Raw genomic sequence first — 13,712 nt, forward strand, 5'->3', positions numbered from 1 at the left:
CGCAAAATTGTGTACTCAAACTTAGGGAGTTTTGACGAATGTGTTGTTTTGAACGGACACATATGGCTGTAGGCCCGCTTCAATATTAGCGAACAATTAATCTTGCGAGGAAAGTGGCGTGATCAAGCTGGCAAGCCGCCACACGGGCCGATCACCGGGGTCAGAAATGCAGACGATAGACGTGACAATTCATCACCGGCATCAACCGGTGATGAACAAGTCACACTGCCAAAATTACATGATGACAAATAAGACCAGAGCCGCGCCCGTGAGCAGGATCGCTTCAAGTCCGAACACCACCGCTGGAATGCGCAGATCTTCAGGAATTTGCATGATCGCCTCCGTTCAGTCAGACACACTTCCAGTGTAGGAAGCGGCGCGCCAAATGCAAGTCAGATCAGCGTGCGCGCCACCCGGAAGCCAACAATATCGTTGCTCAGTGCGGCAGAGAAGCCATTGCGCAGTGCGGAGCGCAGATAGCGCGGGTTGTACAGCCACGAGCCGCCACGCAAGATGCGGCGGCTCTGGTCGCCGCCCTCTTCCCAGGCCACACCCGTGTTCGGTGCGCCTTCGTAGTTGTCGTGCACCACGTCCTGGACCCATTCCCACACATTGCCATGCATGTCGAACAAGCCCCAGGGGTTGGGCGGAAAAGTACCGGCCGGCGTGGTGCCCTGCCGGTATTCGCCCTTGGGACTGCCGTTATAGGTGTAATTGCCGTCGTAGTTGGCCAGCGCGGTATTGATTTCATCGCCAAAGCTGAACGCAGTCTTGGTGCCGGCGCGGCAAGCGTATTCCCACTCCGCTTCGCTGGGCAGGCGGTAAGCCTGGCCTGTCATTTCGCTTAGCCAGCGCAGGTATTGCTGCGCGTCGTACCAGGTCACGCCGACCACCGGATGGTCGTCCGCCTGGCGAAAACCCGGCGCTGCCCAATTGACTTCACCTTGCGACTGCCAGCCGGTCGCGCGCACGAACTGGCGCCATTGCCCCACCGTGACGGGATAGCGGCCCATGGCCAGCGGCTGCTCGATACCCACCCAGTGCTGTGGCGTTTCACGCTCGACCCAGGACAGCTGCGAGCCCGCCTCCATGGCCTTGCGCCGTTCCAGCTCGTTCGATCCCATCTGGAAGCGGCCAGTAGGAATCAGCACCAGTTCGGGTCCGCTGCCGCTGCCATCGTGGAAGCGGTCGCGCAGCACGCCTTCGGTGTCAGCCACCGGCCCATCGGGCACGGGCAGATTCGCCGGCGGCGCAACCGACGGCGCATCGACGCCGCGCGTGGCCTGTTCGGCACGCGCGCGTTCCTGCTCGCTGCGGTAAGCGGCCACCGCCTTGGCCTGCAGCGCTTTGCGCTGCGCTTCTTCCTTGGCCAGGCGGGCCTTGGCCGCGTCGGCCTCGCGCCGTTCCAGCAATTGCTGGCGCAATGCCTCCTTGCGTTCGCGCTTGGCCACTTCGGCCTCGGCGCGCTCGATGGCTTCCTGCTCGCGCCGCTGCTTGTCCTTGACCAGTTGCGCGGCGGCCGCCGCTTCCGCTTCGGCCTTGCGCCGCACAGCCAGCTGCGCCAGGCGCCGCTCTTCCTTGGCGCGCGCCGCCGCCTGTTCGACCGCCAGTTCCTCGGGCGTGGGGCCGACTGCCTCGCGCAGCGCCTGCAGCAGCGCGCCCACCGAGGCGGGACGCTGCTCCGGATCCCAGGCAAAGCCCGACTGCAGTACCTGCCACTGGCGCTCGGTCAACGCCTCGGGGCGCGGCGGCTCGTGCAAGGCGCTGCGCGCGCCTTCAAACGGAATATGCCCTTCCACCATCTGGTACAGCATCACGGCCACCGCATACACGTCCAGCGCGCGTCCAGGCTGGCGCTGCAGCGTGCCCGCTTCGGGCGCGCGGTAGCCGGCCGTGCCGGAATTGGCGGGCGCTTCCAGGCCAATGCTGCTGGCACTGCTGCGGGCGCGGGCGGCAATGCCAAAGTCAAGCAGCTTGACCTCGCCCTTTTTGGTGACGAACACATTGCCCGGCTTGATATCGCGGTGCACCAGCTTGTGCTTGTCCCAGGCGTACTGCAGCGCCTCGGCCACGGGCGTGAGCAGGGCCAGCGCGGGCTCCAGCGGCAGCGGTCCATCGCGCGCCAGCAGGCTGTCGAGGTCCTCGCCTTCCAGGCATTCCATGATGATGAAATAGCTGGCCGTGGCCGGGTCCTGGGCCCATTCGTAGACCCGCACAATGTGTTCGTGCGCGAGCCGGCGCGCCTGGGTCGCTTCTTCGATCAGGAGCTTGGCGTGGCTGGCGCTCTGGGTCAGCTGCGGCGGCAGGATCTTGAGCGCGACCATGGCGCTGTGTCCCAGTTCGGCATGGGTGGCCAGGTCGGTGGCTTGCCACACCTGGCCCATGCCGCCATGAGCGATCAGGCGCTCGAGCCGGTAGCGCCGGTTCTGCGGACCGATTTCCTGGCCCTGCATCAGGCCGATCTCGGTGCCCATCTTGATGTGGATGGCAGCCGGCATGGGCGTGGGCACGCGGCCCGGGGGCGCGTATTCCGCATCCAGTATGGCGTTCTTGCGGCTGTCGAATTCCTGCTGGCTCAGTAAGCCGTCTTCGTGCAGGGCGCGCAGTTCGCGAATCTTGTCTCTAGCCGTTTGCATCGGTCCTGTCAGGGTTGTATCGCCGCGCCGCACTGGGCGCAGAATTTGTCATTCGGTCCGGCTGCGTGGCCATTGGGGCAGCGCCGCGGCGCCGCGCCACTGGCGGATGCACTGGCACGGCTGCCCTGGGCTACGCCCGTACCCAGATCGGCCTGGCTGCGTAATGCCGCCTTGTTCACATCGTTCTGCAGGCCCAGCAGATCGAGCTGGTGGCGCCTGTCCTTGTCCATCTCGGCATCGCGCCGGCTTTGCTCGCGTTCGACCTGCTGCTGCGCCAGGCGCGCCGCATCGGCCGCGCTGACGCTGTTGGTGGCAGCGACCACGCCGGCCAGTGCGCCCAACTGGTCGGGCGACATGCCCGCATGTACCTGGGTTTTCATCACATCGGCCAGGGCCGCCGCGTTCGGGCCTGCCGCCAGCGCCACCTTGGCACTGTCGCTCATGGCGCCAATCGACTCGGCGCGGGCAATGTCGATGCGCGCCAGCTCGGCCTCGTGCGCCAGCTGGGCGTATTTTTCGTCGCGCGCATGGTCAAGCCGGCGCAGTTCCTGCTGCCACTGGGCTTCGTGTTCCTGCAGCCGCAGCGCATGGCGCTGCTGCTCGGCGTCCAGCGCAATCTGCTGGGTCTGACGGGTATGGATGCCGTCGACCTCGATCGTGCGCAGCAGTTTTTCGTGCTGGCTGAGCGACTCGGCCGCCGCGCCGGTGCGCAGCAGTTCGCGCTGGCGCTCCAGGGCGAGTTGGTCTTCCCATTCGGCGATGCGCTCGGCTTCGCGCTTGTGCGCCGCGTTGGTCAGGGACAGCGCTTGCCACTGGGCCGTGTGGTGCGCTTCTTCGATCTCGCGTTCGCGCCGGGCTGCATCCTGCTGCTTCTGGTGCAGACGCACCAGCTCGGCGCGCTTGCGCGTTTCATCTTCGATGTTCAGCGCCTGGCTGATTTTGTTCTGGATCTGCTGCTGCAGCAGCTGGTGCGAAAAACGCTGCTGGGCCATCTGGCGCTCTTCGCTGGCGCTTTGCTGGGCCAGTTCCAGTTCGGTGCGCATGTGCAGCTCGGCCAGGCGGCGCAAGTGCGCCCACTGGCCTGCCTCGTCCTGGCGGGCCGCGCCTTTCTTGGCCAGTTCGTGTTCCAGCTGGGCGACGATGTCGCCAGCGCCGCGTTCCAGCGCCTGCTTGCGGTTCTTGGAGTCGACAATGCGGCCATACAGCTCGATTTCGCGCGCGCGGATCGCATGCAGGCGTTCGGCGCCAGCCAGCGATAGCTCGGCATTGCCCGCGTTTTCGTCCTGGCGCAGTTCCTGGCGCCGGCTGCGCAGGCGCGCATCTTGTTCTTCGCGCCAGATGGCTTGCCATTCCTCTTCGTTGTACAGCTGGTCCAGGTGCATGGCATGCTCGATCTGGACCCGGCGCTCGTCCGCGGCCAGCCACAGGCTGCCCACGCGGGCGCGGTTGGCATCGTATTTATCGTGCCGCAGTTCCAGCGTATCGACCTGCACCACGGCCAGGCCGTACTGCGCCAGACGCAGCTTGAGGGCGCCCTGCAAGCGCTCGTCGAGCTGGGCGCGCAGGTCGCGGTTGGCGGCCATTTCGCGGATCGGCTGGGCCGCGACAAATTCGGCGGCCAGCTGGCGCACCGAAGGGGCCAGCAGTTCGCGCAAATGTTCGGTGGTGACCACGCCCGGCATGGTCATGAAGTGCTGGGCAAAAGCGCTGACCTGTTCGATCCGCACGCTCACGGTAAAGCGCGCTGCCACGGCCAGGTGCTCGGCCGTCTGCAAACCGTCGAAATCGAATTCGACCGGCATGGCGGCGCTGCGCGTGATCAGAATTTCTGCGTGCTGGTTGCGCAGCAGATGATTGAGTCGCGTGAAGAAACCTTCGATCTCGTATTCGCCCTGGGGCACTTCGGTCGCTTGTCCGCCTTGCAAAATGAACGCGCGGGTGGTGGCCGGCACGCGCAGCATCTTGACGAACAGGCCAGACAATTCGCGCACGCCAAAGAAGACTGCCAGTTCGTTGTCGCCAGGAATCCAGCGATTGTCCTGAAAGATGGGCTCGCTACGGCGCGCGCCCAGGGTCAGGCCGCAGGCAGCGCAATAGCCGGCCTCGCCCGTGTTTTTATGCTCGCAGCGCGGGCATTTGACCCCGCCAAATCCAAACATCTGGAACATATGGAGCTCCTGGTTAATCAAACTACTCGGTCGTTATCGTCAAACGCGCCCCGCTCAAGCGATTCTAGCAGGGGACAGCGTGCCCGTACCTGGCCAGCGCCAAGCGTGCGCTGCGGTACTAAATCATGCCTATCCGGTCAATACAGGCCAGGCTGGCGCCGCGGGCGCGCAAACCGGCAACAAACTCGGCCGTTAAGGCCGCTTCCCAGGCCAGCGGCAGCAAGATTCGGTCCCCCGCCACTGCTTCGCGCGCAATCAGCGCGCATTTGGGCGCCCCACCCTCGACCGTATCGACCCGCCCCGCGTGCCAGGCACTGGAACAGCCGCTGGCAATAATGCGTCCGCGCGGCACATAATCGCGCCCGCGCGCCAGGCGGTCGGCCATCACCAGGGCCAGTTCAAACGAATTGCCCTGGAACTGGGGTTGGCCAAAACGCACCACCGTGCGCCAGCGGCCCAGCGCGCGACCGTCGAAATGGCGCGCTGCGCACAAGGCCAGGCGCACCGCAGCCTGGCGCGTCAGGTCCAGGCCCGGCGTGGCAATGCTGTCTTCTTCCTCGCCACCAGCGTGCTGCAGCGGATACACGCTGACCTCCACCCAGCACAGGCTGTCGTTGATGCCGCCGCTGTGAAGCGGAAACCAGGCCCGCGCCGTGGCCACGCTGGCGCTCACATCGGGCTGGCCGTTCAGGCTGCCCAGCCATCCCAGCTCGCCGCCCAGCAACGTGCCGGCCGGTGCCAGGTCATGGCTATCGATACGGCCCGAATGCCACTGCGTTGACCAGCCATTGGCCAGGACCGGCCCTGGCGCCTGCCACACACCGCGCACCAGGCGGTCAGCCAGCACCGCGGCCAGTTCCCAGTCGCGCTCATGGCGCGCGGGGACGGGGTCGATACTCAGGACCACCTGGTCACGGCTGTCGAGCTGCGCTTCGGTATGGCGCGCCAGGCGCACCACTTGCTGCATCCGCTCGGCCAGGACAGGATCGGCCCCGACCGTACACTTGACGTCGGCACGTCCGGCGCGCGGGCGGCGCGTGGCCGTCACCGTCGCCACCACGCCACCAGCGAGCGTGGTGCGGCAGAGCGCCGTGTCCAGGCGCGCGCTCATGGCGTGAGGCGCCGGGCGGCGCATTGCAGTTCGAGGTTGGCGACAATGCGCTCGGCCTGGTCCAGGGCATCGGCCAGGTCGGCCGGCGCCGCCAGCGTCAGGCGCGCCAGCAAGGCCCAGGCCTCGTCGAGCGTGGCCAGCGCCGCGACGCTGTGCAGGGCGCGCAGGCGCTGCTGTTTCGGCGCCAGGGTCACACCCGGCGCCGCCAGTGCCAGCGCGGGCATGGTGGCGATCTCGAGATTGAGCTGGGCCAGCCGGTGCAGCAAACCCTGGTGCTGGCGAAACAGCGCTTGCCCCGGCGGCAGTACCAGCAGGCGCAGCGCGCTCGTCACACAGGGCAGCTCCAGGAACAGGCGGCGCAACGCCGCCGCGTCGTCAGGTGTGACCGGATGCGCTTCGGCAATGGCGCTGTGGGCCGGCGCGTTGGGCGCGCTTGCATGCGCACGGGCCAGCAGCAATTGGGCGTAATCGACCGCGCCCAGGTCGACCGGCACACAGTCAGCCACCGAGACGCCAAAGCGGGTGTACAGCAGCTGGTTCAAGCCGCTGCGAAAAACGTCAAATTCGTCCAGCGAGGTACACGGGGGCAGTTCCAGGTTACCTTGCGCCAGTTCGCGCTGCACAGCCGCTTCCAGCAGCTGGCAAAACGCGGCCAGGGCGATGCCTTCGGCCGCCTCGCTGGCCAAAAACAGGTCAAAACGCTGGCGGGCCACGCGCGGATCGGGACGGTCAAGCGCAAAGGTCAGGCGCAAACCCAGTTCGGGGGCAGCTGCAAACGGCACCAGGTCGGATTGATACGGTCCGGGATGAAAACACGCGGCCTGCTCGTGCACGCCACAGTCGATGCGCGTGCCAGCTTCCACCCGGCGTGTTTGTCCGCCCTGATCGAAAATCACGCCCACGCACGATGGCGGCACGACCGCGCCCCTGGCCAATGCCTGGGCCAGGGTGTCCGCCCCCAACGCCGCCGTGGCAGTGGGCCGGTTGCGGGCGAACCTGCCGATCATAGGCGCACCGGTTCGACCGCAAAGGCCGCGCCAAACTGCTGGAAGTGGGGACCGGGCGCCGTCTCGAATGGCCAGCTGGTTTCGCACTCGCCGTCGGCATCCAGGCTGCCTTGCAGGACGATCGCGCCGCCGCCATCAAGCACGCGCAGCAAGGGCTGTTCACGCAGCAAACGCGCGGCAAACGGCGCGCTGGCGTCCAGCACCAGAATCACGCGCCAAAGCGCCTCGTGTTCCAGGAAATGCAGCGTCCAGTGGCCATCGTCGGTCCGCAGCGCCGTCACGGCACCGCTGCTGGCAGCGCGCAGCATGCCGGCGCTGCCCTGCCAGGCGTCGCGCTGTGCCTGGCGTGCACGCTCAAGCGACAAGTGGCGAAAACGGCGCAGCGTCAGGGGCGAGGCGCGCAGGGCCGCCTGTTCGGCGCCAGTCAGGGCGCGGCTGCCATCGAGTGCTGCGGCCAGCACAGCGTCGGCCAGCAGCAGGCGGTCGCCTTCAATCCGCCGGCCCAGCAGCAGCTGTTGTTCGAGCTTGCGCTCGGCGTCGGCGCTTGTAGTCACATTGCTTCCTTTTGCGCCTGGGGGCGCATGCTTGTTGCATTCAATGGCGGCAGGCTGCGCGCGGCCGCCGCCGTCAGTTCGGCAATGGCGCCATCGCGCCGTTTGCGCAAGGTCGGCAGCGAGACCCCGTCCAGCACGGCCAGCTGCGCCATGGTGGGCAGTTCACCCGTGGCCGGATCGCGCCACTCGGCCGGATAGCTGTCGTCGGCACTGCCCAGCATTTTCAGGTACACCGCCAGCCGCACCGCCAGCGACTGGCCGTGCAGAAGGCGCGCTGTCCAGCTGCCGGCATCCTGCACTGCCCTTGCCAGTTGCATAAAGCTGGGGGGCAGTGAAAGCGCTGCGGCCGCTGCACTTTCGCGCAGCAGTTCGGCGGGCTCGGGATCGGCATCGGGCAGCGCGTCCAGGTCCGGCTCGGGCGTGGGGTCGTCGAGGGGATCGGCCACCGCCGCCTGAATCTGATCCGGCCCGGCGCCTGGCGCTTGCTCAAGTACCCGCCACAAATCATCCATCCAGACCGTCGCCTCGTTGGCGTCACTGGCCCATTCCTGGTCGCGGTTGGCCGACAATTCTTCGTAGTCGGCGATTTCGGCCAGCATGGCGGCGATTTTGTCGGGCTGCTCCTTCAGACTGGCAAAGCGCTTTGAACGGGTATGCAGGGGGCCGGGCCCAGCGCCAAACGCCGCCTGCGACGCGCTCCAGCGCAGCACCCACTCGCCCTTGCACTGCGCTGCAGAGCGCATCTGGCGTACCTCGATCGGCATGGCATCGAGCGGACGGCCCAAAATGGCGCCGACCTGCGCCCGGTGCGTTTGCCAGTCGGCGAACAGGCGCGCAATGTCGCCATACGCGGTATCGAGCATGCGGTAGGCGTACATCCGGTTCGGGCTGCACGGGCGCCCGCAGGCGGCCTGGTAATTGTCGGCATCGACCTTGTCGCGCAACAGCGCATACAAGTCGTTGATTTTTTTGCGCAGCAGCGCTTCCGCGCCGGTCCCGCGCCAGGACGGCTCGCCGGCCAGCACCTGGCACAGGGCAACCCAGTCGGCTGGCCGCGCCTGCAGTTCGTACAGCAGACTCAATGCCAGTTCGAACACGCTTTCACCGTAGCTGTTGCCACTGGCTTCGGCGCGCGCGCTGCGGGCGCTGGCCGACAGCGTTTCGGCCATCAAGTCGGTGTACAGCGCGAGCGCAGCATCGGCCTGGGCGGGCAGCAGCGCCTCGCCAGCACGGGCGAACACCTGCAGGGAGCAGTGCCCAAGCAGTTTGCGCACCTGTTCCCAGCCGTGTTCCTGATACCGGGTACCCGGCAAGCGCATCGCATCCCCGATGTTGTTTTTTACACCAAAATGATGCCATACAACGCGTTTCGGCAAGGCGCGCTTGAAATGCCTATTTACCCTTCTGTTCCCCGTTCTGCGCCGCCAGCGCGGCCAGCACCGCGGCCACCACCGGCGCGGCGTGGTCACCCCCGCTGCCGTCGGAATGGCTGACAAAGGCAGCAATGGCAAGCCGGCCCTTCTGGCCCGGCAGGCTGCCCGGCTCCAGGTAACCGGTAAACCACACCGTGGCCAGTTCACGCTGCACGCCATCGGGCCCGGTCACCAGCGCCGGCGCGGTGCCGGTCTTGCCGAACAGACCACGCCGGACCGCGGCCAGCGCCGGCGCACGAAAGGCGCCGGACGCCGTGCCACGTTCCACAACGCCCTTCATGCCGGCCCGCACCCGGTCCAGCCGCACGCCCAGTTGTTCGCCTGCCGGCGCCTGCGCCGCGCGTCCGTCCAGTTCCAGCAGCAGGCGCGGCACGACCGCCCGGCCCTCGCCCACCGCGCCGGCCACCATCGCCATGTGCAGCGGCGTGGCCTGCATGCGCAAGCCGATGGCCATCTGGCGCAGTTCGTGGCGGCTGTGAATCGGATCGATACGGGCCACGCTCGCTTGCAGCGCATCCCAGGCCGACCAGTGAAAGTCCTCGGGCAGCAGCGCGCCGTCGAGGTGCAATTCACGCCCGAAGCCGACCCGGCGTGCCATGGCGGCAATTGGGCGCACGCTGTCCAGCGCACCCGCGTCAAGCGCCTGCAAGTCCGGCGCCCCGCCTTCGGCTTTTCCGAACAGGCTGGCGTCGCTCAATTCACCGGACCAGGCAAACCAGGTATTGAGGCTGTAAGTAAGCGCCTGCGCCAGCCCAAGGCGGCCATCGACCGCGCGCCGGTCCAGGTGCTGGTCCTTGTAATTGGTGATGTGGGCCAGGCGCGTGCCGAAGGGGTAGCTGGCCGCATCGGTCTGGAAGGCGAAGCCGCGCGTGGCGGCCATGCGGTTCAGGGACGCCAGCGGCATGCCGGCCAGCAGCGCGTCGATCTGCGGGTCGCGCCGGGCGGCCAGCTCCAGCCCCAGTGCGCTGACGATCTTGAAGGTCGAGCCGGGGCTGCGCAAGGCGCCGCCGTCGTGCTGGGTGGCGGCCAGCCGCAGCGCGCTGCGGTCCGGATTGGCGCGGTCGAAATCGCGCACTTCGGCCCAATTGGCGCCGTCGACCGCAGCGGTACCGGCACCGGCGGCAGCCAGCACGTCGCCGCTGGCCGTGTCGATCACCACCATGCCGGCCTGGCGCCCGTGCGGCACCGCACTGGCGCCGCTGCAGTGGGCACCGTCCCAGCGGCCACGCCGCATGCCAATGCAGTCGAGCGCATTCTGACTGGCCTGTTGCAAGGCCAGGTCCAGCGTCATGCGCGCCGTGTGCGCTTCGCCCGAGGGCGACGGCAGCCGCGCCAGCATGCCGGCCACGCTGTTGCTTTGCTCGGCGCGCAGGCCCAGCATGGTGCCCAGTCCGGCCGCCATGGCCGGCGCCGATGGCGCGCCGCCGCTCCACAAGACGGCGCCATGCCGGTCCTGCAAAATCACTGGCGCCGCGTCGGCGCGGCGTGCCGTGCTGCTGTTGCTCGCCAGCGCACGCCACGCCAGGCGGCCACCTGCCACGCGCAGGTGGCGGTACTGCTGGTCGCCGCTCAGTGCGCCCGTTTCCAGCGGCAGGACATCCAGTTCAATACTGCGCGCCCCTGGCAGCGGCGCCAGGCTCAGAATGCGCGCAGCCGACGCATTCGGACAGGCACGCCCGCTGCAAGCGTCCACTGCCGGGCGCACCAGGCGCGCGCCGCTGATCGATTGCAGCTGGCCGACCAGCATGACGTCAATTTGCGCCGGCACAGCCTGCTGGGCAGGCCACGCCAGGCGCAGGCGTGCGGACGCCCCTGGCGCCGCGCCAGGCCAGAGCGCCACGCGCGCCCAGTTGCCCCAGCCCTGGGGCAGTTCGGCAAACAGGCGCGATGCTGCGGGCGGCAGATCGGCCACTGCCGCCACCGGCGCCTCGCCCACGCTGGCTTGCCACGTCAGCCCTGCCTGGGCCGGGCGCAGGCGCCAGGCCAGCAGCCGCCGTTCGTTGTTAAAAATACGCAGCTGCTCGCGCACGTAGTCGCCGTCAGCCATGCGGTACAGGCGCTTGAACAGGCGCGCCCGCTCGGGGTCATCGGTCACGCTGGCCCAACTGGCCAGGGTGCCGGTGCGGGCGCCATCCGGCGCCGCCTGCCATGCAGCCAGATCGCGCGGAGCCAGTTCGGCCAGGCCGCCAGCGTTCAGGCGCACCAGCCCATAGGTTTGCAAGTCATTGAACAAGGCCTGGTCTTCCAGGCTCGCGCGCGCGTTCTCCGGCACGCTGTAGCTGCCAGGTGCCAGCCAGGCCGAGACCGCGTTTGCATTGGCGGGGAACGCCATCACCAGCGCGCGCTGCGCCGCCCCCGGCTGGTACAACTGGAGTACCAGCTCGCCCGCGCGGGCGCAGCTGGACAGGCTGCGCCGGTGCACGCGCAGAGCGGCGTCGCCCCAGATCAGCCAGCCATCGCGGCGCAGTCCGGCGGCACCAGAGTCACCCAGCCAGCGCCCGCGCTCGCCCCCAGCCCTGGGCGTGACGGAAACGGACAGGGCGCGCGCAAAATCGGCGCTGGCGGGACCGCCAATGACCAGCTGCGGCATGGTCTTGAGCGCGGCACTGGCCAGGGCGACATTTCTTAATTGCAATGACTTTCCGCTGGCCAGCAGGCGCGCCACGTCCTCGAACTGCAGTCCGACCCGCAGCGGCGCCAGTCTGCCATCGGCCTGGAGCTGGGTGCACAGGTCAATGCGCAGCGGGTCGGATGCCTGCATGCCCGAGGCTACCAGGATGCGGGCGGCGCCATGCTCGCTCACCCGCACGCCTGGCCGGGACGACACCTCGAAGTGGGCACCCGGCGCGGCGCTCTGCAGCGCCTCGACCGCCACCGCGGCGGCATCGCCTTGCAGGGCCTGGCCGGTGGCGCCCAGCTGGCGTGCGTGGCCGGCGATGATGGCGCCGCCTGCCAGTGCCCCTGCCACGCCCAGTGCAACGCTCCAGCGCAGCCATGGCTGCTGGCTGCGGGCGCTCGTGCGTGCCCCCTGCCCGGCGCGCAGATTGCGCGCGCGCCGCCACTGGCGCCTGCGCTGCGCCAGCGTCTGCAGCGCCGATCCGATCCAACTTGCCATTGCATCCCTCCTGGTTGCCCTGCCTTAGCGGAGGGACAGGGAAAACGTCTTCCAGGCGCACGCGGCGACAACCGATCCGCGATTTGCGCAGGCCGTGCCAGGAAAGCAGCGTTTCGTCGCAATCCGGTGGCGCCAGGGGGGGCCCGTGTCTAAAGTGATCACATCGAAACCCCACATTGAAAGGAACGTCATGAACCTCATCAAACACATGGAAGCCGTTTTCGTCGCGACTGTTGCCCTGGCCGTGTCGGGTTCCTGGATGCTGGACAATCTGCCCCAGGCCCATGCGCAATCGCTGGCCGTGGCCACGGTCAACGCCCCGGCCATCGTGGTGGTCAAGGCCAAGCGCATGACAGCGGCCGAAAAACAGCTGTCGCTGCAGGCCGAACGTGCCGCCCAGGCCGTGGGGCAGATGTGAATGCAGTGTGGCCGCCCGCCCTGCGCCGGCGGCCTCTGCTTACAAACACTGCGTGAAGCTGTTTCAAATGTAAGCACTTGATTCATTTCTCCTGAAGCACAAACGGCATTGATATAGTTAATCAACCGTTCTACCAAAGGAGACGCACCATGAAACGCACCCTCACCTTCGCCGCCGCACTCGCCCTTGGCGCAGCTGCTTTGATGCCGCTGTCGGCGTCGGCGCAAGTCGACATCAACCTGTTCGTCGGCAGCCCGCCGCCGCCATCCCGCTTCGAAAGCATGCCGGCGCCACGCAGCGGCTACGTATGGGCACCGGGATTCTGGAACTGGGAAGGCAACCGCCACGTGTGGGTCGCAGGCCATTGGGAAGCGGAACGGCGCGGCTACCGCTATCAGCACTCGGAATGGGTACGCGACAATGACCGCTGGCGCCTGAACCGGGGCGGCTGGCAGCAGGTGTCAGACGGCGACGGCGACGGTTACGTGCGCATCGCGCCACCGCAGCCCCGCTACGAACCTGCGCCCCGTGCCCGCCCGGGCTATGTATGGGTCGCCGGCTACTGGGACTGGCGCGGCAACCGCCATGAATGGGTCCAGGGCAGCTGGGTGCAGGAGCGTCCCGGTTATGTGTATGCCCAGCCGCGCTGGCGCGAAGTCCACGGCCAGTGGGTGCTGGACCAGGGCCGCTGGGACCGAGGTTATGGCCGCGACCGCGACCGCGATGGCGTTCCCGACCGTTACGAGCGCCATGTGGGCAATGACCGCAACCACAATGGTGTGCGCGACAGCGTGGAGCGGCGCGACTCCGACCGCGATGGGATTCCCGATAAATTCGATCGCGACCGCGACAACGATGGCGTGAGCAACCGCTACGACCGCGACCGCGATGGCGACGGGGTACCGAACCGGCACGACAAGCGCCCCGACGATCGCCGCCGCTATTAAATTTCCCCCACATCGTCCTCGCGCAGGCGGGGACGATGTTTGAGGGGCAGCACTTATCGTTGGCGCCGGTTTTCCGCTATGTACCCGCCATGAGCGACTTTCCCACTTTCTTCAAGGCCGAACCTAACCGGTACGACAAGCACCCAGACAATCGCCGCCGCTATTAATTTCCCCCACATCGTCCTCGCGAAGGCGGGGACCTATACCATGTTACCGAAGTTGTTCAACGTGGTATAGGTCCCCGCCTTCGCGAGGACGATGTTTGAGGGGCAGCGCTTATCGTTGGCGCCGGTTTTCCGCTATGTTCCCACCATGAGCGACTT

The 13,712-nt window shown here is 67.4% G+C and carries 9 protein-coding genes; 2 read left to right on the forward strand and 7 right to left on the reverse strand.

The features are described 5' to 3' along the window. Positions 1-392: 392 nt before the first annotated feature. The 7 genes from BUC24_RS11075 to BUC24_RS11105 form a co-directional block, all read right to left on the reverse strand. Positions 393-2,636: an SUMF1/EgtB/PvdO family nonheme iron enzyme gene (locus tag BUC24_RS11075; RefSeq protein ID WP_073215637.1), complete on the reverse strand. Its 2,244-nt coding sequence runs from the start codon at positions 2,634-2,636 to the stop codon at positions 393-395. Between the two features lie 8 nt (positions 2,637-2,644). Beyond that, positions 2,645-4,804, reverse strand: a complete 2,160-nt coding sequence (locus tag BUC24_RS11080; protein ID WP_073215640.1) for an SPFH domain-containing protein — start codon at positions 4,802-4,804, stop codon at positions 2,645-2,647. A 118-nt stretch (positions 4,805-4,922) separates the two neighbouring features. Beyond that, a complete protein-coding gene (locus tag BUC24_RS11085; RefSeq protein ID WP_073215643.1) occupies positions 4,923-5,915 on the reverse strand; it encodes a hypothetical protein in 993 nt (330 codons plus the stop codon). Next, positions 5,912-6,922 carry a hypothetical protein gene (locus BUC24_RS11090; protein ID WP_229448171.1) on the reverse strand — a complete coding sequence of 337 codons (1,011 nt, stop codon included), beginning with the start codon at positions 6,920-6,922 and terminating at the stop codon, positions 5,912-5,914. The genes BUC24_RS11085 and BUC24_RS11090 overlap by 4 nt, the downstream gene beginning before the upstream one ends. Continuing rightward, positions 6,919-7,476, reverse strand: coding sequence for a hypothetical protein (locus tag BUC24_RS11095; RefSeq protein WP_073215646.1), 558 nt, complete (start codon positions 7,474-7,476; stop codon positions 6,919-6,921). The genes BUC24_RS11090 and BUC24_RS11095 overlap by 4 nt, the downstream gene beginning before the upstream one ends. Beyond that, on the reverse strand, positions 7,473-8,795 hold the full coding sequence (locus tag BUC24_RS11100) for a hypothetical protein (RefSeq protein WP_073215649.1): 1,323 nt from the start codon (positions 8,793-8,795) through the stop codon (positions 7,473-7,475). Before BUC24_RS11100 ends, BUC24_RS11095 begins: the two co-directional genes overlap by 4 nt. A gap of 73 nt (positions 8,796-8,868) precedes the next feature. Further along, positions 8,869-12,024, reverse strand: a complete 3,156-nt coding sequence (locus tag BUC24_RS11105; RefSeq protein ID WP_073215652.1) for a penicillin-binding transpeptidase domain-containing protein — start codon at positions 12,022-12,024, stop codon at positions 8,869-8,871. Positions 12,025-12,214: 190 nt separating this feature from the next. Between BUC24_RS11105 and BUC24_RS11110 the strand changes: the two genes are divergently transcribed. After that, on the forward strand, positions 12,215-12,442 hold the full coding sequence (locus BUC24_RS11110) for a hypothetical protein (protein WP_073215655.1): 228 nt from the start codon (positions 12,215-12,217) through the stop codon (positions 12,440-12,442). Positions 12,443-12,591: 149 nt separating this feature from the next. Beyond that, on the forward strand, positions 12,592-13,389 hold the full coding sequence (locus BUC24_RS27260) for a YXWGXW repeat-containing protein (RefSeq protein ID WP_073215658.1): 798 nt from the start codon (positions 12,592-12,594) through the stop codon (positions 13,387-13,389). Positions 13,390-13,712 lie beyond the last annotated feature (323 nt).

It is taken from the genome of Massilia sp. CF038 (genome assembly GCF_900129765.1).
Lineage (GTDB): Bacteria > Pseudomonadota > Gammaproteobacteria > Burkholderiales > Burkholderiaceae_D > Telluria_A.